The sequence below is a fragment of the Microcoleus sp. w1-18aA5 genome (assembly GCF_036701705.1).
GTDB lineage: Bacteria > Cyanobacteriota > Cyanobacteriia > Cyanobacteriales > Microcoleaceae > Microcoleus.
The window spans coordinates 5,468-24,830 of record NZ_JAUPTE010000062.1 but is presented as its reverse complement, the minus strand read 5'-3'; the positions used below and the strand labels follow the sequence as shown (position 1 = coordinate 24,830).

The 19,363-nt window shown below is 43.4% G+C and carries 15 protein-coding genes; 13 read left to right on the top strand and 2 right to left on the bottom strand.

Annotation, left to right across the window (positions count from 1 at the left end; genetic code table 11):
* Positions 1-107: 107 nt before the first annotated feature.
* The 9 genes from Q5691_RS20220 to Q5691_RS20180 all read left to right on the top strand — a co-directional run bounded on the left by Q5691_RS20220 (position 108) and on the right by Q5691_RS20180 (position 11,027).
* Positions 108-3,203 (top strand): response regulator, encoded by a 3,096-nt coding sequence (locus tag Q5691_RS20220; RefSeq protein WP_333215159.1) that lies wholly within the window; start codon positions 108-110, stop codon positions 3,201-3,203.
* Positions 3,204-3,213: 10 nt separating this feature from the next.
* Positions 3,214-4,188 (top strand): diguanylate cyclase, encoded by a 975-nt coding sequence (locus Q5691_RS20215; RefSeq protein ID WP_333215157.1) that lies wholly within the window; start codon positions 3,214-3,216, stop codon positions 4,186-4,188.
* Positions 4,189-4,538: 350 nt separating this feature from the next.
* The gene (locus Q5691_RS20210; RefSeq protein WP_333215155.1) at positions 4,539-5,168 is read left to right on the top strand and encodes a macro domain-containing protein; all 630 of its coding nucleotides are present in this window, start codon (positions 4,539-4,541) and stop codon (positions 5,166-5,168) included.
* 380 nt (positions 5,169-5,548) lie between these two features.
* Complete coding sequence (locus Q5691_RS20205) at positions 5,549-6,136, top strand: hypothetical protein (RefSeq protein ID WP_333311575.1); 588 nt, start codon at positions 5,549-5,551, stop codon at positions 6,134-6,136.
* A 228-nt stretch (positions 6,137-6,364) separates the two neighbouring features.
* Positions 6,365-8,152 carry an aspartate--tRNA ligase gene (aspS, locus tag Q5691_RS20200; protein ID WP_333346615.1) on the top strand — a complete coding sequence of 596 codons (1,788 nt, stop codon included), beginning with the start codon at positions 6,365-6,367 and terminating at the stop codon, positions 8,150-8,152.
* A gap of 178 nt (positions 8,153-8,330) precedes the next feature.
* On the top strand, positions 8,331-8,558 hold the full coding sequence (locus tag Q5691_RS20195) for a hypothetical protein (RefSeq protein WP_333216892.1): 228 nt from the start codon (positions 8,331-8,333) through the stop codon (positions 8,556-8,558).
* The gene (locus tag Q5691_RS20190) at positions 8,548-8,958 is read left to right on the top strand and encodes a putative toxin-antitoxin system toxin component, PIN family (protein WP_333216895.1); all 411 of its coding nucleotides are present in this window, start codon (positions 8,548-8,550) and stop codon (positions 8,956-8,958) included. Before Q5691_RS20195 ends, Q5691_RS20190 begins: the two co-directional genes overlap by 11 nt.
* 189 nt (positions 8,959-9,147) lie before the next feature.
* A complete protein-coding gene (locus Q5691_RS20185; RefSeq protein ID WP_333346612.1) occupies positions 9,148-10,260 on the top strand; it encodes an AAA family ATPase in 1,113 nt (370 codons plus the stop codon).
* Positions 10,257-11,027: a DUF3226 domain-containing protein gene (locus Q5691_RS20180; RefSeq protein WP_333346609.1), complete on the top strand. Its 771-nt coding sequence runs from the start codon at positions 10,257-10,259 to the stop codon at positions 11,025-11,027. The genes Q5691_RS20185 and Q5691_RS20180 overlap by 4 nt, the downstream gene beginning before the upstream one ends.
* Positions 11,028-11,070: 43 nt before the next feature.
* On the opposite strand, the gene Q5691_RS20175 is transcribed toward Q5691_RS20180, so the two are convergent.
* Positions 11,071-11,304, bottom strand: coding sequence for a hypothetical protein (locus tag Q5691_RS20175; RefSeq protein ID WP_006633397.1), 234 nt, complete (start codon positions 11,302-11,304; stop codon positions 11,071-11,073).
* Positions 11,305-11,443: 139 nt separating this feature from the next.
* Here Q5691_RS20175 and Q5691_RS20170 point away from each other — a divergent pair, with 139 nt between their 5' ends.
* Positions 11,444-11,656 carry a ribbon-helix-helix domain-containing protein gene (locus Q5691_RS20170; protein ID WP_172189296.1) on the top strand — a complete coding sequence of 71 codons (213 nt, stop codon included), beginning with the start codon at positions 11,444-11,446 and terminating at the stop codon, positions 11,654-11,656.
* Between the two features lie 87 nt (positions 11,657-11,743).
* On the opposite strand, the gene Q5691_RS20165 is transcribed toward Q5691_RS20170, so the two are convergent.
* A complete protein-coding gene (locus Q5691_RS20165) occupies positions 11,744-13,222 on the bottom strand; it encodes a glycosyltransferase family 87 protein (RefSeq protein WP_333346606.1) in 1,479 nt (492 codons plus the stop codon).
* A 303-nt stretch (positions 13,223-13,525) separates the two neighbouring features.
* On the opposite strand from Q5691_RS20165, the gene Q5691_RS20160 reads away from it, so the two are divergent.
* The 3 genes from Q5691_RS20160 to Q5691_RS20150 form a co-directional block, all read left to right on the top strand.
* Complete coding sequence (locus Q5691_RS20160) at positions 13,526-14,716, top strand: M20 family metallopeptidase (RefSeq protein ID WP_333346604.1); 1,191 nt, start codon at positions 13,526-13,528, stop codon at positions 14,714-14,716.
* A gap of 131 nt (positions 14,717-14,847) precedes the next feature.
* Positions 14,848-16,227: an ATP-binding protein gene (locus tag Q5691_RS20155; RefSeq protein ID WP_333346601.1), complete on the top strand. Its 1,380-nt coding sequence runs from the start codon at positions 14,848-14,850 to the stop codon at positions 16,225-16,227.
* Between the two features lie 4 nt (positions 16,228-16,231).
* On the top strand, positions 16,232-19,363 hold a 3,132-nt coding region (locus tag Q5691_RS20150; protein WP_445305841.1), incomplete at its 3' end, for an nSTAND1 domain-containing NTPase.

The following is a 19,363-nucleotide window of genomic DNA, read 5'->3' as shown; positions in this document are numbered from 1 at the left end:
TTTGATTAGGACTAGGGAATTAGGAACAGCCAACAAGAATACAATCTAGTTATTGGTAATTCTTGACCAAAGCCTCCTTGATTTTTATTTAACATTACTGCTCTAAAATGCCTCATAAAATTACCAAATTTTCCCAAATCACTCCTTTAAATTTAACAAGCTTAGAGGAATGCAGTGAAGAATCCGTGTATGCTCCTGGTCATATTCAGCCCCACGGAATCGTTTTATTGATGCAAGGAAACAGCCTCAATATTTTACAAGCTAGCGAAAATGTAGAACAGTTTTTTGGCATTTCTGCCCTAGAATTGCTAGGTCAGCCATTGCCAGATTTATTGGGTCACGAGCAAGTACAGGAAATTGTCAGGCATCTAAATCAAGAAGAACTCAACATTCATAATACTTTCGATCTAAAAATACCTCTAAAAGACGGGAAGATTCAAACATTTAGAAGCACACTGCATCAACTACCAGATGAGTTGATTCTGGAGATCGAACCCCAATTGACTATTGAAAATAATCATTCAATAGATTTTTATCAGCGTCTGCAAACAGTTATCCTCAACTTTCGCAGTGCGATCGATATTTCGGATTTAGCTCAAACCATTGCTAAAGAAGTAAAAGCCATGACCGGGTTCGATCGCGTGATGATTTATCGCTTTGAAGCCGATGACCATGGGATGGTGATTGCTGAAGAGAAAGAAAGCTATCTAGAAAGCTACCTGGGATTGCATTACCCGGCGATCGATATTCCCGTACCCGCCCGCAAATTGTTTTACCGCAATTGGATACGCCAAATTCCCAATATCAATTACACTCCGGTCCGCCTAATTCCTACCAACCATCCCGTAAGCGATACACCCCAGGATCTAAGTGCTTGTGTGTTAAGGGGAGTATCTCCCTACCACATTGAATATTTGCAGAATATGGGAGTGGCTGGGACACTGACGATTTCGTTAATTGACGATCGGCGTCTCTGGGGATTAATTGCCTGTCACCATTACAGCCCGCGATTGGTAGATTACGAAACTCGCAAAACCTGTGAATTTTTAGGACAATTTGCCTCGATCGAACTGGTGCATCAGCAAGATCGAGAATTGAACGTTTACCGATCGCAGGCGAAAACGATTCAGGATCAACTTCAGCAGGCATTCCGGCGAGATTCTAATTTTATCGAACAGGTATTGAGCGAAAATGCTTCTCAATTGCTAGATTTAGTTCATGCTCAGGGAGCTGCAATTCTGCTCGATGGTCGTTTGACATTGGTGGGTCAAACACCATCGGAAGCTGAGGTAGACGAACTCGTGCAGTGGTTGCTGGAACAGAATAAAGAACGAGTGTTTGCAACAGCTTCGTTGTCTCAGTTGTATCCCCAAGCCCAGCAATTCAAAGATCGAGCTAGCGGTGTTTTAGCAATCTCAATCTTCCTATGCTATGCCAAACAAAAGTCATACCATATTCTTTGGTTCCGACCCGAACAAATTCAAACCATAAACTGGGCAGGTAATCCACAAGATGCTGTGTCGATCGACGAAATTGGAAAAATGCACCTGTGTCCCCGCAAATCCTTTGAACTGTGGCAAGAGACAGTGCGGGAGATGTCTTATCCTTGGCAGATTGCAGAGTTAGAAGCTGCCGCCGAAATGAGGCATATCCTCATGCTGGCGGTGTTAGAATTTTCGCAAGCTGCCCTAGAACACGCTGCACAAAAGGCAGCAATAGCCAACCGTGCCAAAAGCCAGTTCCTTGCGAACATGAGCCACGAACTCAGAACGCCACTCAACGCCATTCTGGGATTTACCCAGCTTATGAACCGCAGCCCCTATATCCCAGAAGAATTTCAAGAGCATTTAGGGATCATTACCCGTAGTGGAGAACACCTGCTGACATTGATCGACGATGTTTTGCAAATGTCTAGGATTGAAGCAGGGCAATTGGTACTGAGTCGAAGCTGTTTTAATCTGCATCGACTGCTGGGTTCTATTAACGAGATGTTCAGCATCAAAGCGCCTGAGAAAGGGTTACATCTGAGCAGCGAGTGGGATGCTACTGTTCCCCGTTATGTCTGTGGGGATCAAGCAAAACTTCGCCAAATCTTGATTAATCTGCTGGGGAATGCTATCAAATTTACAACAACAGGAAGCATAGCCCTGCGCGGACGAGCTTTTTCATCAGATGATATGCCATCCGGTACAATTTGCGATCGCGCCACTAATCCACCTGATATTAAACCAACTATTACCCTGTGTCTCGAAGTTGAGGATACCGGATCTGGCATTTCTCCCTCAGATTTAGAATCGATTTTTGACGCTTTCATGCAAACCAATCGCGGTCGCAACGATCGAGGAACAGGTTTAGGACTGTCTATCAGTCGTGAGTTTGCGCGTCTGATGGGAGGCGATATCACCGTGCGAAGCACCCTGAATCGAGGCTCGACTTTTACCTGCCAAGTTGTTTTAGAACTACCAGAGTCCCTTGATTTAGAGAAACCTGAAACGAGCGATCGGATTATCGGGCTCGCACCTGGGCAACCTATCTACCGAATTCTAGTAGTAGAAGACGTTCCAGAAAATCGGCAACTGCTGATGACACTGCTGGAGTCATTTGGGTTTGATGTGTGTGCGGTGGAAAATGGGGTAGAGGCGATCAATCGTTGGCAAACATGGAACCCTGACCTGATTTTGATGGACATTCAAATGCCTGTCATGGATGGTTATGAAGCGACGAGACAGATTCGATCACAACAGTCATTAGTCATTAGTCATGAGTCATCAGCAGATAACTCAGGGCAAATGTCACAGGAGAATAGACCAATGACACGCATCATTGCCCTGACTGCCTATGCTTTTGAGGACGATCGTATCGCCAGCCTGCAAGTCGGTTGCGATGACTACATTGCCAAGCCGTTTACTGAAGACACACTTTTCGACAAAATAGCTCATCACTTGGGCGTCCGCTACTGCTACGCCGAAAAACTTCAGCCAGACTCATCAGGTTCGCCACCAAAAATATTGACTCCAGACTTGAAAACCATGCCAACCAAGTGGATTGCAGAAGTTCATGAAGCAGCACTCGATCTTAGTGATAATAAGCTTTATGAATTGATCGCTCAAATTCCCAAGGAGAAACAAGATTTCATCGCGGCGATGACATCTTTGGTCGATAACTTTCAGCTTGAAACGATCGCAACTCTCACCCAGATTTAGGAACAAGCCCATGACAACTCTATTCAAACTTGCGACCGAAAGGAATATTCTCATCGTGGATGATACCCCAGACAATCTGCGCTTGTTAGCCAAAATTTTAGAGTCACAGGGCTATATTGTGCGTAAAGCCCTCAACGGCAGGATGGCACTCCAAGGTATTCATCGCGACCCACCGAGTCTAATTTTACTTGACATCAATATGCCGGAGATGAATGGGTACGAAGTCTGCCAAAAGTTAAAAGCATCGGAAGCGAGTGCTCAGATACCAGTTATTTTTATCAGTGCGCTCGAACGACTGGAAAACAAGGTACGAGCCTTTGAGCTGGGTGGCGTAGACTATATTACCAAACCATTTCAAGAGCAGGAAGTGCTCATGAGAGTAAAAAATCAATTACTCATCCAACAGCAACGCCAACAACTGGTCGAACAAAATCAACGTTTAGAACATGAAATCCAAGAACGTCTGAGGGCAGAAGCAGAAGTAAGGCAGCTATCCGTGACCGATGAATTAACTGGATTATATAACCGACGAGGCTTTTTTTTACTAGCAGAGCAACAACTAAAAATTGCGAGGCGCACGCAAACATCCTATTTTGTTTTGTTCGCTGACTTAGATGGTTTGAAAAAAATTAACGACACTTTAGGACACGAAATGGGAGACAGAGTAATCGTTGACGCAGCTCAAATATTGAAGCAAACGTTTCGTGAGGCGGATATTGTGGCTCGACTGGGAGGAGATGAATTTGCTTTATTTATTCCTAACTTTTCGGGTGATTCATCTACTAATTTTCATGCTCGGCTGCAAGAAAATATAGATCGCTTTAATCAACAGTCCGAGCGAGCTTATATATCAATAAGTCTTGGTGTGCAGTTTGGGGATTTAAATAATGAAGTTTTATTAGAACAATTGCTGGCTAAGGCTGACAAACTCATGTACGAGCATAAACGCACCAAACGCTGTTTCAATCCTCAACCGTTCTTTTGAGAACAGTGATATCGGAGCGCCATAAGCATTATTTATTAAACGTGAGTTCAACCGAGAAAGAGTAAACTGAAAACAAGATAGGGAAACAGCTTGTTGACTTTACCCCCCTCAGCCGGAAAACACGATGCAGTATAGCTCATCACACCTAAACCTCAGAGGGTGGCAACCCCGTTAAAAGCTCTCTATGTATTAGGATAACGGTGTGTGCAATCAAAAAATGTCGTAGCTATTGAACATTTGCTAGTTGAAATTGAGATGAATTGAAAAATCAGCGAATTTATGTAAAGTATTGTAGGATTAAATTGGCGATCGCTCTGGCTGTTCGCCATTAAAATTAAGAGAGAGTATTTATGCAAATTGTGCTGGCTGCCTTAGACGATAGTTTAGTTAGAGCGTGGGAAAGCACTTGCGGCAGTATGGAAAATGTAAAGATACATCACGGTTCAATATTTGATGTGAAATGCGATGCTATTGTGAGTCCGGGGAATAGTTTTGGTTTCATGGACGACGGCTTAGATTTAGAAATTTCGGAATATTTTGGAGGGCAGGTTCTTGAACGCTTGCAAAAACTAATTCAGGCGCGACATCACGGCGAACTCTTAGTAGGAATGGCAGAACTTGTAGACACCGATCATGCTGAAATCCCCTATTTAATAGCTGCACCAATTATGCGTGTCCCCACAGTTTTAAGAGAAACAGTAAATGTTTATCTAGCAACCCGCGCTATTTTGACTCTCGTAAAATTTGGCTCAGTCCCAGATGGAACGCCAGTCAAACATATCATTGAAACTATCGCTATTCCCGGCATGGGTACGGGAATGGGCAAAGTGCCGCCACATATCTGTGCCAATCAAATGAAAGTTGCGCTCGAAGATATCCTCTTATCTCAGTACGAATTTCCTCAATCTTTACTGCACGCTCAAAGATGTCACCACTTGTTATATACGGAGGAGAGCGAAAATTTGCAATTGGAAAATTGAAACTATTAAATTTGCCAGTTTTATTGGGTTGAGAAACCAAGTTGATTGGTGTGTGTTTTTTTAAGTAGAGAGACTTATTACAAATTTAAGTGCGCTAAACCGTACCTCCAAGTTGGTGGTATCCTACACACGAGAGTAACTTTGGTAGATATAATGTAATAGAACTGAGGTCATTCCAACTAGGTAAACGCGGATACAAAAGTTGATCAAGCTGGAAAAGAATTGCCTAGTTCTTATTAAATGCCAGAATTCCTTCTGGCGCTACACGTACAAAGTCTGTATAAAAAACCACAATTCGTTCGGGCGCTACACCTACAAAGTCTGCATCCAGGGACTGTGAGATTTTTTGAAAATGTTTACTAACAGAGGAGAAGATTGATATGACAGATCCAAAAGTAACCGAGGAACCAATTTTAGAGGCAACTCTCGAAACGACGGAGCTCGTCAAAAAAGAGATGCCCGACGCGACTGATGAGGCGATCGCAGAAACTGCGGCGCTGTTTGAAGCAATTAAAAAACGCGCCACCGCCGAAGTGCAAGCAGCGGGCGAACTCACCCGCGAAGCTTATTTAAAAGCTGTCAATAAGGCATCGGGGGCGATCGAAGAAAATAAGGATCTCGCCCACGAGAGATTCACAGAAGCAGTCAAGCTGATTAAAAAAGAAACTGAGAAAAATTGGCTGGTGGTAGATGCGATTAAAACGCGGGCGCAAGCGCAGGTGCAAGATGCCGGCGAAGTCAGTCGCGAAGCTTATTTGAAAGCAGTGCGACAAGCGCGAGAAGCGGTGGAACAAAATAAATTGATCGAACGCGATCGCATCGAACAAGCTGTTGACCACATTCACACGGAAGCTGAAAAGAATTGGCACGTTATTGTGAAGCAAATTGAGTCGATCGGCACTCGCTTGACGGATGCGGCTAAGTCTGCATGGAACGCGCTGACGGCGTTTTTTGACAAGAAGGATTAAACTCAGATATGACACCATTTTAAAAAACAGGCAAGATGCCTGTTCCACAAAGATTGAATTTTCTTGTGGAACAGGCATCTTGCCTGTTCATATTTAAAAAACAGGCAAGATGCCTGTTCCACAAAGATTGAATTTTCTTGTGGAACAGGCATCTTGCCTGTTCATAAAAGGTTTTGACACTAAGCGCTATAATCAAAAAGCATTATTTTTAGTCCATAACCCCTAACCATGAGAAGTTACTACTGCGGCGAACTGCGAAGCGAACACATCGGAGAGACTGTCACCCTTTACGGCTGGGTGGATCGCCGCCGCGATCATGGCGGGGTGATTTTTCTGGATGTGCGCGATCGATCGGGTATTGTACAAATTGTCAGCGATCCTGAACGCACCCCCGATTCCTATCACGGGGCTGAGGCTTTACGCAGCGAATACGTGGTTAAAATTACGGGTAGAGTCACCAACCGCCCCGAAGATTCCCTCAACCCGAAATTGCCTACGGGTGAGGTGGAAATTTACGCGGACGAAATTGAGTTGTTGAATGCGGTTCGCAAACAGTTACCGTTTCAGGTGGCGACGGCGGAAAATGAAAGCGTGCGGGAAGATTTGCGGCTGAAATATCGCTATTTGGACTTGCGGCGCGATCGTATGAGTCGCAATTTGCAGCTTCGCCACCAAGTTGTCAAAGCTATGCGTCGCCACCTGGAAGATGTGGGAGGTTTTATTGAGGTTGAAACACCGATTTTAACGCGATCGACTCCTGAAGGTGCGAGAGATTATTTAGTGCCCAGCCGCGTCAATTTGGGCGAATGGTACGCTTTGCCGCAGTCGCCGCAGTTGTTCAAACAATTGTTAATGGTTTCCGGTTTGGACAGATATTATCAAATTGCCCGCTGTTTCCGCGATGAAGATTTGCGCGCCGACAGACAGCCGGAATTCACACAATTAGACATGGAAATGAGTTTCATGTCTTTAGAAGAAGTTATCGAATTAAACGAAGGTTTAGTCTCCCAGATTTTCCAAAGTGTCAAAGGCATAGAATTGCCTCGTCCTTTTCCGCGATTGACTTACGCTGAAGCAATGGATCGCTATGGTAGCGACAAACCGGATACTCGCTTCGGTTTGGAATTAGTCGATGTTTCCGACTTGATGAAAGATTCGGGATTTAAGGTATTTTCCGGGGCGGTTGCTGCGGGCGGAATTGTGAAAGTTTTGCCGATTCCCGGCGGGAATGATGCGATTTCTAACGTGCGGATTAAACCGGGCGGCGATTTGTTTAAGGAAGCCAGCGAAGCGGGTGCGAAGGGATTGGCTTACATCCGCGTGCGGGATAACGGCGAAATTGATACGATCGGCGCTATTAAGGATAATTTGACGGAAGCACAAAAACAGGAATTGCTCGATCGCACGGGCGCGCAACCAGGTCATTTGTTGTTATTTGCCGCGGCTGATGCGACAACTGTGAATAAGACTTTGGATAGATTGCGTTTGTTCGTGGGTAACGAATTGGGATTGATTGATAAAGACAAGATGAATCTGCTGTGGGTGACAGATTTCCCGATGTTTGAATGGAACGCTGACGAGAAGCGTTTGGAAGCATTGCATCACCCGTTTACTGCACCGCATCCTGACGATATTAATGATTTGAAAACTGCGAGAGCTCAAGCTTACGATTTGGTGTTAAACGGTACAGAAGTCGGCGGCGGTTCTCTGCGGATTTATCAGCGGGAAGTTCAGGAAAAGGTGTTTGAGGCGATCGGCTTATCGACTGAGGAAGCTTACAATAAGTTTGGCTTTTTGTTGGATGCGTTTGAGTATGGAACTCCGCCCCACGGAGGCATTGCTTACGGTTTGGATCGGTTGGTGATGCTGTTGGCTGGTGAGGAATCTATTCGCGATGTGATTGCGTTTCCGAAGACGCAGCAGGCGGGTTGTTTGCTGACGAATGCGCCGGCTGGGGTGGATGAGAAGCAGTTGAAGGAGTTGCAAGTGCGATCGACTTATACGCCCAAGTCATAAGTATGTAGAATACCTTGACCATTCTCAATAATCCTTTCAGGGCGGACTCGCGTGCCCCCCGCGAAAATTCATCTGTTGTGGAACAGGCATCTTGCCTGTTCTTGAGAATGGTGCAAGATTTGTGATAAAATAGAGTTAGAAAAAAAATGTTTTCGTATTAACACTTTTTTTAACGGCTATGGCAATAATTACGATTCAAGTTGATGAAAATATTAAGACAGCGTTTGAAGAAGCTACTCCTAAGACTCAGCAAGAGTTAAGTTTGATTATTCAATTGTTTTTTAGAGAAAATTTACACAATAAAACTTTAACGCAGGTTATGGCAGAAATTTCCGACCGAGCCATGCAGCGAGGCTTAACGCCTGAAATTTTACAAGACATTTTAGCAGATAATAATGACGAATAGATTTGTCATTGATACGAATGTTTTAATCAGTGCTTTACTGTTTAAAACCTCAGTCCCATTTCTGGCGATTGAGTTGGCAGAAACAAAAGGAATAATTTTATATTCTGAAACGACTTTAAATGAATTAGAGCAAGTTTTAAATCGTAAAAAGTTTAACAAGTATCTTTCTTTGGAAGATCGGCAAGTATTTTTACTGAAATTTATCAGTTCATCCCAATTAGTTTCTATTAGAGAAAGTATCACTGTTTGTCGAGATGAAAAAGATAATAAGTTTTTAGAGTTGGCTGTTAGTGGTAATGCAAATGTAATTGTTACGGGTGATTTGGATTTATTGGTATTAACTCCTTTTCAAGGAGTCGAAATTGTTACTCCCGATATGTTTATTGAGAGATTTAGTTAATGCCATAATTACATGGCACTTTTTTAGACTAAAAACACTATAATTATCATAGATGTCCTTGCGTTTCCGAAGACGCAGCAAGCGTGCTGTTTATTGGCGAATGCGCCGTCTGATGTGGATGAGAAGCAGATGAAGGAGTTGCAAGTGCGATCGACTTATACGCCCAAGTCATAAGCCCAAGTGATAATTATGAAACACCTTGACAATTTAACCATTCATCGGTTCCGAGGCCTGCGAGATTTAACCTTGCAGGACTTGGGTCAAATCAACATATTGGTTGGTGGGAATAACTCAGGTAAAACCAGCGTTTTAGAGGCGATATCAACCTATTGTCGCCCCTTAGATCCGCTGGAATGGCTGAACACATCATGGCGAAGAGAGATTAAATCTTCCCGTAAACCCCAGCTAGATGCTCTTAGATGGCTGTTTCCTCAAAATAGTGAAGTCTCTCATGTCCATCTCTACGAAGGAGAAACTTATGTTTCAAGTAATGGCACTTTTCCTGTTAGAGAATTGAGAGCACTTTACCGAGAGTTTGAAGGATTTTCCGAGTTAACTGAGAAAGAAAAGAGCTCAGAATCTCAACTAGAAATTGACGAAATAGAATTTGACAATATTCTCCGAGGTGCTGAGTTAGAACTCAAAGTAGCAACAAGTTTTAGCCCTGAAGAATTATCCGTAAGTTTTAAAATCTGGGAAAACCAGCGTTTTATTAACAGAAAAAATCGCTCAACTGCGGTACTACCAATTGATACAGTAACACCCATTTCTCACCGGATAGAACAGTTACAAATTAGCTTGCTTTCAGAAGCTATTTTGTTGGGTATTAAGCCCGAAGTAATAAAATTACTTCAACAGATGGATTCAGAAATTACTGATTTAGTAATTTTGTCGCCAACTGGCAAACTTCCCAGTCTATATATCGACCACAAACGTGTAGGTATTTCACCACTAAGTGCTTTTGGCGATGGGGTGCGGCGTTTACTTTTCATTGCTTTAACCCTGGCAAAAGTCCGAGATGGAGTTTTGCTAATTGACGAGATAGAAATAGCAATTCATACTGAAGCACTTGGCAGTTCCTTTGCTTGGATTGTGCAGTGGTGTCAGCGATTGGACGTGCAATTATTTGCAACTACCCACAGTTTAGAAGCAATTGATGCGATCTTGGATGCTAGCGATGCGGAGACGGACTTAGTTCTTTATCGTTTAGAGAAACGGGAGTCACAAACTAAAGCAGTTAGAATAGAACGGGAAAGATTGCAAAGATTGCGGGAGGATTTGGGTCAGGAGGTGCGCGTGTGAAATACGCCATTATTGGAGTAGAAGGACCTCACGACCAGGCATTTACAGGCAAGGTTCTCAAGCTTTTGGGTTTTAAAGATTTTCGAGAAGAGTTGAAAGGATTAAATTCCGATTTAGACCCCTTCTGGCGCAAGTTTATTCCCGTTTATCCCAAAAAAGGAAACTTGTACACCCGTCTTAATATGCCTTCTATTCTGTTTAATGATACTATCTCAGTCGCAATTTATGCAGGTGAAGGAAGCAATCTTGTGACTAATTTAGATGACATTTTATTCGTAAATTCTGAGTGTCAAACAAATTTGGCAGCATTCGGGATAGTTGCCGATTGCGATAAATCAACTCCCGATCGCATTGTCGCAACATATTCTAACAAGTTCCGCAGTTATTTTCCTAATTTTCCAGTTAACCCGGGTGTTGTAGATACTAATAGCCCGCGTACAGGAATATATGTTTTGCCAGACAATCAGCAGCAAGGTGTTTTAGATACTTTACTGTGCGAGTGCGGACAGATAGCTTATCCCGCGTACATGGAGAAAGCTAGTTCATATCTAAATGAGTTCTCACAATCAGATATAAAAGCTTTAAAATGGAAAAATTTCGATCAAAAAAAAGTTTTAATTGCTACTGTTGTCAGCGTTCTCAAACCCGGCAAAACTAATACAGCAAGTATTGCTGATAATAATTGGGTGAGCGAACAGACACAGCAGAAGGTTCCGGCTTTGGCAAATTTTATTCAGTTTTTGAGTCAACTTTTGGAAGTGAGTTAATAGCCGATCGCACTTTTTCAATTCGTGCGATCGCCCTCAAAGATTACTCTTTCCAGTAACGGGTTAAAATCCGAATTACCTCACCCGCTATCGGCGATGGTAGAGGCGGGCTCCATTCCCCAACTTCTGCAAAACCTAAAACGTGCAACAGATTAACGATACTTTCTACGGCTTTGGGAACGCCACACAACAGCAAACGAATCGGTTGCTTACCTTGAGGTACATCAGGAATTTCTTCCCGGAGCAGTTCAGGAACTGATTTTGGCTGTGATATCATACAGTTTCTCCTAAATATGGGAGTTCCAGCCCCCACCGAACGATTGCAACTCTGACCGGTGGGGGTTTTGTGTTTGACTATTTACACGGTATCACACCGTGTGTCACTATGCAAGAGGCGTACAAAGAAAGTACGATCGATGTATGAAGTAAATTCCCAGTTGCCTAACTTGCCAGCAAAAAACCTAAAACGAGTCACCAGCTACGTTCCTCCAAACGCCTACAACGTCTTGGAAGATTGGGCCAAGAAAGAAGACCGGACAGTCAGCAATCTCGTAAGTCGGATTGTCTCTGAAGCTGTAGATGCTTACTTGGCTAAAAAGACTACAGAAGATGAACCCAGCAGCAATTAACCTTTGATCTCTACGTTGATGGGTCATTCTCAACTGCCAACCTGTCGGGCCGTTTATTTTGTGTTGGAGTTGGGTTTGGTTTTTCCTCTAACCCGAAACCTGATCCAAAGGGTCAAATTCAGCAACCTGTTTTTGACCAAGAGAGGTAATTGCTAAGACTAAAACACTTAACGTCAGGCCTAAAATCGCATAACTCGGTAGTGAAAAAATAGTTACTTTAAACAAATAAGGCAATTCCCCCCCCTTCCAGTTCCACCGCCTTCCTAGAAACACCAACAGCCCGCCATGAATCACAGCGGTTTGCACCATCACACAGCCCGCCGCCAATAACCAAACCGACATTCTTTGCTTAGAGAAGGCACAATTTTTAATCTGAAAACATAAATCATTCAGCAAAAAAACCACCGCTGGTGCTAACATCACAGAACTGGTGGGCTGAGAATAGTTGATAGCAATACTCAAAGTGGAAATTAGCACCATTTCAGATAAGTCAACTTTTTTTGACCACGCATTGCGAGATTGTTTTTTGTAAAAATACCAACTCACTAAACCAACTAGCACCAGAATAATCAAGTCAGAAAATAGCTTCGCCACGAAGGGACTATCGGGGAAAAATCTCGGCCCCATAACCCTTAAATCAAGGCGACTCATAGAAATATAAGCATTATTCGATGGATCGTTGAGCCAGAGTGGAAATCCACGAGTCGCATCCTGTATAAATCCTGTTAAGGAATTGCCCGTTACAGCTAGACCTATAACTGCCAAAAAAGTTACCGTCACTAGAGATATAAAAACTAGCTTAAACCGTCTTTTGATTAAAAAATAAGGAACAAACAATATAACTAAAGTTGGTTTAAAAAGGGCAATTCCTAAGAAAATCGCTGCAATTACATCCCGATTTTTTCTAGCATAAATAAACATCCATAACAGCAAAACAGCAATAAAAGTTGCCACATTGCCAACTTGAAGATCGAAGACAAAACCGTAGAGGAATGCAACTGATATACTACAAATAGTCCTAAAACCTCGTGAGTGCGACACCAACAAGATATTCGCTCCCCATAAAACAAAACCTGTGGCAATAAGATGCAGCCAAGTCCAGATTGTGAAAGCAGTCTTCATCGGGAAATAGCCAAAAAACCACAGCGGAGGAATTATATTAGGTGGATAAACAAAAGATGGAATAAACCCACACACTTTTGTGATGCTACAGAAACCGATGTTAAACACCTCGACATTAAAGGGACTCAAATGCTGATGGGCTAATCTACTCGCTACATAAAACCACTTAAAATCCCAGTAAGGCGGATCGGGCCGAGTAGTAAGATTGTAAACCAACCAACCGGTATAACAGAGAAATCGGGTGAGAACTAATACAATAACTGCTTGCAAAATAAAGTTGACAATAGGTTGACGAAAAAACTGAGTTAACCTTTGGATCGAAGGATGTTTTAAAAACAAAGAATCTTGCCATGCTGTTTTTTCGCTATCTAATCGCCAATTAAATTTTATTAACCAAGCGACTGTAATTAAAATAAGTACATTCCAGAACCCAAAGCTAATCATAAAAAATAATTTTAATAAAATTACTACTTGATGATATCACAACCAGAAATCGTCAACTAAAAATCAGCATTTCAACCTAAAATATTGACTTTTGTTCCCCGTTTCAACCTAACTCTCTTTTCTCTCTTTTCTCTGCGTCCTCTGCGCCCTCTGCGGTTAGAAAAAAAAATCTTATTCACAAAAGAAATAGCATTGCCATCTAAAAGCCCGATCGCACATTTGCGCCTTATAACCCTGTTCACCCCCAAACATATGCGTTAACCTAGTTGACTACAACTTGTACCGCACTCCCCAACTAAATTCATGCTTCCCCGCATCAAAGAATTAGCCGCCACCCTAGCACCCCGCTTAATCGAAATTCGCCGCCACATCCACTCCCACCCCGAACTCAGCGGCCAAGAATATCAAACCGCCGCCTACGTAGCCGGAGTTCTCGCTTCCAGCGGAGTCCGCGCGATCGAAGGAATCGGCAAAACAGGAGTGCTCGGCGAACTCAAAGGCAACAGCAGCGAGTCCCGCTGGCTGGCAATTCGCACCGATATGGACGCTTTGCCGATTCAAGAACGCACAAACTTAGAATTTGCCTCCCGCAACGAGGGAGTGATGCACGCCTGCGGTCACGACATCCACACCACCGTCGGTTTGGGCGCAGCCATGATATTGTCTCAGCTAGGGGAAAAATTGCCCGGTCACGTCCGCTTCTTGTTTCAGCCGGCCGAAGAGATTGCCCAAGGTGCTCAATGGATGATTAAAGATGGGGCGATGCAAGATGTTGACGGCATCCTCGGAGTGCACGTTTTTCCGACCATTCCCGGCGGTTGCATCGGTATCCGCCACGGGGCCCTGACGGCGGCGGCAGATGACCTAGAATTGATTGTGATGGGCGAATCCGGTCACGGTGCGCGTCCCCACGAGGCGATCGACGCAATTTGGATTGCTTCTCAGATAATTACCACTTTGCAGCAGGCAATTAGCCGCACGCAAAATCCTTTGAGGCCACTGGTTTTGACGATCGGGCAAATTAACGGCGGACGAGCGCCGAACGTGATTGCCGATCGAGTAAAATTACTGGGAACCGTGCGATCGCTCCATCCGGAAACCCACGAAAAACTGCCGGCTTGGATCGAACAAATTGTTTCTAGCGTTTGCGCGACTTACGGCGCTAAGTACGAACTCACCTACAAGCGCGGCGTGCCCGGAGTCCAAAACGACCCAAAACTCACGCAATTAGTAGAAAGTGCGGCTTTAGAAGCTTTAGGTCGATCGCGCGTCCAGATTTTACCAGAACCATCCCTCGGCGCGGAAGATTTTTCGATGTACTTAGAACACGCACCGGGAACCATGTTTCGCTTAGGAGTGGGACTGACTGACAAACCCAACTATCCCCTCCATCACCCGCAATTTGAGGTTGATGAATCTGCGATCGTCACCGGCGCTGTCACCTTGGCCTATGCCGCCTACCAATATTGGAAACAGCATCCAGGTTCACACTAATAGTCTTCGACGTATGGGTGGTCAGCTAACTAACCGTAGGGTGCTTAGCCGGAAAATTGTTTTGTCTCTGGTAATAACATTCAGCCCTGACCCACCCTACAATAACTACAAAAACTAATTTATAAAATTTTATGAACCTAGATTTCGATCGATTCTGCGATGCCTGCAACCCCAGTCACTCCCTGATATTGGGCAATGCCGAAGATCAGCGCTACTACATTGATTTTGCTGAGGTGCGCGGCGGAAAAGTTATTAACATACTCAAACGGACAATTACCCGTCTGGCACGAGATAAACCGACTTGCCAATTGTTTACCGGACATATTGGTTGTGGCAAGTCTACTGAATTGTCGCGACTGGAAAAAGAGTTGACAGATGAGGGGTTTCATGTAGTTTACTTCGAGTCAACACAAGACCTCGATGAAATGGATCTCGATTTGACAGATATCATGTTAGCGATCGCCCGGCGAGTCACCCAAAGCTTGGAAGAGGGCAAAATTTCCTTGCAGCCCCAGGGTTTTAAAGAATTCTTAAAAAATAGTTGGAATTTTTTACAAACCCCTGTGACTTTAGAAGCTGAAGGAGAACTTTTTGGCAGCAAATATAAGGGAAATACAGACGGAAATCTGGAAGTTTCTCTGCCTTTAGGTATTGCCAAAATTACTGCCAAAACTAAAAGCAATCCCGACTTGCGATCTAAACTGAGACAGTACATGGAACCGCAAGCGAATAAAATGTTAGAACTGATTAATCAAGAAATTATTGATGTAGCAATTAATCAGCTAAAGCAGCGCGGTAAAAAAGGATTGGTGGTGATTGTTGACAACTTAGACCGGATAGTTTCTCGACCCAATGCAGCGGGGCGACTGTTGCCAGAATATATTTTTATTGACCGAGGCGATCAGTTGCGGCAACTGAATTGCCATTTAGTTTATACCCTGCCGCTGGGATTGATTTTTGGCAATGAAAGTGAAATATTAAAAAATCGCTTGGGGGGCGGAGTTGACCCGAAAGTTTTGCCGATGGTACCAGTAAAGAATAGAAACGGCAGCGAATGTGTTGAGGGGATGAATTTGCTGCGGCGCATGGTGATGTCGCGGGCTTTCCCTGATGTGTCAAGCGAGGAACACATCACATTAATTACCGAAGTTTTTGACAGCCCTGAAACTTTAGATGAATTGTGCCGAGTCAGCGGAGGTCATCTGCGAAACTTGATGGGGATGCTGTTTGGTTGCTTGCAGCAAGATGACCCTCCAATTTCGCAAAATGTGTTGAAATCAGTGATTCGTAGTTCCCGCGACACTCTGATTCGCGGCATTGATAATGATGAGTGGGAATTACTGTTTAAGGTGGTGAAAGAACAAAGCATTAATGGAGATAAAGAATACCAAGATTTGCTGCGAAACCTGTGGGTTTTTGAATATGCAGACCCTCAAGGAAATTGGTTTGCGTTGAATCCGCTGTTGATGGAAACTGACAAATTTAAGCTGTGGCAGCAGCAAAATTCGTGAGATTATGGTAAACTCAAATCTAGCCGAAGATATTGCAGCAGAAAATGAGCGCTCGCTCTTTACATTGGTACGGACTATCGCCCGCTTTCAAGGAAAGTTTTCTTTAACTATAGTGCGTTGCAATTATGCTAGCTTGCGTTCTGCAATGCTGGAAAAGCTGCGCCATCGCTCGACAGTTGAATATCAAGAATTAGTCCTTGAACCTGCTACTAAAATACTTCATCAAACCATTCTCAATGCCGTCCAAGAGGAACCGCCGAAAGCTTTAATAATTGTCGGTATCGAATCGGTGGTTGCTCTTGATGACCTGCTAGCTGGGGCGAATAGAGCGCGAGATCAATTCAAGCAAGATTTTGCTTTTCCTTTAATATTATGGGTTACGGATTCCGTACTGTCTAAATTCAGTCGATCGGCGAGTGATTTGAAGTCTTGGGCTCCTCCTCCAATTCAGTTTACTCTGCCGCCCGATGATTTGATGATTTTTTTGCGACAAAAAGCAGACCTGGCTTTTGCTGATCTTGAGAATTTCAAATTAGATGACTGTGAAATTGAGTCGTTGGAAAAGGATTTGCTAAATGCAGCGTTAGACCAGGAATTGCAAGCTAGTTGGCAATTTATTCGCGGTTTAGTTGAATTTCAGAAAAATCAAATAGATTTAGCACTCGAACATTATCAGCAAAGTTTGACATTTTGGCAGCCAAATCGCCACTTAGAAAGACAAGGAATTGTCGGCAAGAAGATTGCTGAAGCTTACAACCGCAAAGCTGAATTGCACCGGGCTGGAAATCAAGGTTATTGGCAAGAAGCTAGACAGTATTTACAGCAATCTCTGGAGATGTTTGAGCAAGTCCAGCGACATGATTTAGCTGCGAAATGTATTAGCGAACTCTGCGAAGTGCTGCGACTTTTACAAGCTTGGGAAGAGTTGGAAAATTTAGCTAAAAAAGCATTAAAAATACACGTAAATTACGGCACTCTGAGTCAACTAGCTGAAGATTACGGCTTTTTGGCTGAGGTGGCGCTGCAACAATCTCAGTGGGAAAAAGCTTGCGAATCGGCTAAATTAGCATTGTCGGTTTTGGAACAAGCAGGAATAAATAAAAAAGAGACTGGTTTGTATCTGCTACTTTTGGCAAAAGGGCAGCGAAATCTTATCCCCTGTTCGACAGTTAACCCCCCCCAGCCCGCCCTTGCTAAAGGGGGGAGTCAGTCTGTATTTTCTTCTATTGAGATTATAGAAACTTTAACACAAGCGAAAGTAATTACCCAGCCTCCAGATGATGTGCAGCTTTATCTGAGGATTTTAGAAGAGTTGAGAACTCTGTATTTTGAGCAAGGCGAATATTTAAAAGCCTTTGATATCAAACTCGAACAACAAGCAGTTAAAAGCAAATATGGATTGCAAGCTTTTATCGGTGCCAGTCGCTTGCAGTCGCCGCAACAAATAATTGACATCGGTTTAAAATCCGGTAAGTCAAAAGCTGAAATTGTTGAGGAAATTGAAGCAGCTTCCGGGCGATCGCGCGATATTAAAGAGATAAGTAAACGGATAGGTACACCTGCTTGCAAGCTGACGATCGTTCACGGACAATCTGGGGTAGGAAAAAGTTCGATAATTCAGGCATGGTTAGTTCCGGCACTGCAACTGACAACTTTTGAAGCGCGGGACATATTGCCTATTTTATTGCAATCATATCATGATTGGGTGAGGGATTGCGGTGAGTCTTTGAAAGCAGGAATTGAACAATTAAAAGCTGTGAATTTGTCAGGGGAGATCGACACCCCAACAGCTATTTTAAAACAGTTGCGACTGAATCAAGACCGTAATTTATTAACTGTATTAATCTTTGACCAGTTTGAGGAATTTTTCTTTGCTTATCGAGATCCAATTGGTAGGCGAGAGTTATATGATTTTCTGGCTGAATGTTTAAATCGGATTAGCGATCTCAAAATTATCCTGTCGCTGCGGGAAGATTATCTTTTCTACTTGTTAGAGTTCAATCGCGCCACCAATTTGTCAATTATTGATAACGACATTCTTACGAAGAAAATCTGCTATTACTTGGGAAATTTCTCAATTTCAGATGCGAAAGCTATTCTTCAAACATTAACAAAACAATCTCAATTTTACTTGGACGATGATTTGGCAAACGCACTGGTAGCAGATTTAGCAGGTGAAGTGGGAGAAGTACGGCCGATCGAACTTCAAATCGTGGGAATGCAACTGGAAAAAAGGCAGATTACTCAACTGAGTGAATATCAGCAACTTGGCAGTCAGGCTAAGGTCAAACTGGTTGAGGAATTTTTAGCAGAAGTTATCGCCGACTGTGGCAAAGAGAATAAAGACATTGCCGAACTTGTCTTGTATTTACTGACGGATGAAAACAATACCCGTCCTCAAAAAACTTTGGTTGAAGTAGCAGCAGATTTAGGAAGCGAGTCAGAAAAATTAGAGTTAGTTTTAGAGATTGTGGTTAAATCGGGATTGGTGTTAGAAGTCCCAGCAACTCCGATTGAACGATACCAACTTGTCCACGATTATCTAGTGCCTTTTATCCGCAAACAGCGCGGTGCAGAATTACTAGAATTACGCCAAAAGCTCAAGCAGACTGAAACAGAAAATCAGATATTAGCAGAGGCGTGGCAGAAAGCAGAAATGTTGTCCGTAGAATCACAGCGAAAAGCCCAGAGACGAATTGGTATTGGTACAGCGGTATTGGGTATTAGCCTAGTTTTAGCTGCAACTGTAATGGGAATAGCGTGGCAGCAAGTGGACAAGGCACAGAAGTTGACCAAATTAGAGCGATTGGCAAGTGATGCTTTGAGACAGTTTGAATTTGGCAATAACCAAATAAATGCTTTAATCTCTGCCGTAAATACTGGGAAACAGCTCAAAGCTACAGTTAAAAATGTTCAATCCCTTGAAGATTACCCGATATCTACTCCCCAGATTGCTCTCAACCAGGTTCTCGACAACATCCGAGAACAAAATCGGTTTAAAGGACATCAAAGTTTGGTATTGAGTGTCAGTTTTAGTCCCGACGGCAAATACATCGCTACGGCATCATGGGACAAAACAGCCAGGTTGTGGGATGTCACGGGTAAGTTGATAGGAGAATTTAAAGGACATCAAGAT

Coding starts and splice junctions, on each gene's coding strand:
- Q5691_RS20155 (WP_333346601.1), top strand. CDS start 14,848: ATGAACCTAGATTTCGATCGATTCTGCGATGCCTGCAACCCCAGTCAC.
- aspS (WP_333346615.1), top strand. CDS start 6,365: ATGAGAAGTTACTACTGCGGCGAACTGCGAAGCGAACACATCGGAGAG.
- Q5691_RS20205 (WP_333311575.1), top strand. CDS start 5,549: ATGACAGATCCAAAAGTAACCGAGGAACCAATTTTAGAGGCAACTCTC.
- Q5691_RS20175 (WP_006633397.1), bottom strand. CDS start 11,304: ATGATATCACAGCCAAAATCAGTTCCTGAACTGCTCCGGGAAGAAATT.
- Q5691_RS20210 (WP_333215155.1), top strand. CDS start 4,539: ATGCAAATTGTGCTGGCTGCCTTAGACGATAGTTTAGTTAGAGCGTGG.
- Q5691_RS20185 (WP_333346612.1), top strand. CDS start 9,148: ATGAAACACCTTGACAATTTAACCATTCATCGGTTCCGAGGCCTGCGA.
- Q5691_RS20195 (WP_333216892.1), top strand. CDS start 8,331: ATGGCAATAATTACGATTCAAGTTGATGAAAATATTAAGACAGCGTTT.
- Q5691_RS20190 (WP_333216895.1), top strand. CDS start 8,548: ATGACGAATAGATTTGTCATTGATACGAATGTTTTAATCAGTGCTTTA.
- Q5691_RS20160 (WP_333346604.1), top strand. CDS start 13,526: ATGCTTCCCCGCATCAAAGAATTAGCCGCCACCCTAGCACCCCGCTTA.
- Q5691_RS20165 (WP_333346606.1), bottom strand. CDS start 13,222: ATGATTAGCTTTGGGTTCTGGAATGTACTTATTTTAATTACAGTCGCT.
- Q5691_RS20170 (WP_172189296.1), top strand. CDS start 11,444: ATGTATGAAGTAAATTCCCAGTTGCCTAACTTGCCAGCAAAAAACCTA.
- Q5691_RS20220 (WP_333215159.1), top strand. CDS start 108: ATGCCTCATAAAATTACCAAATTTTCCCAAATCACTCCTTTAAATTTA.
- Q5691_RS20215 (WP_333215157.1), top strand. CDS start 3,214: ATGACAACTCTATTCAAACTTGCGACCGAAAGGAATATTCTCATCGTG.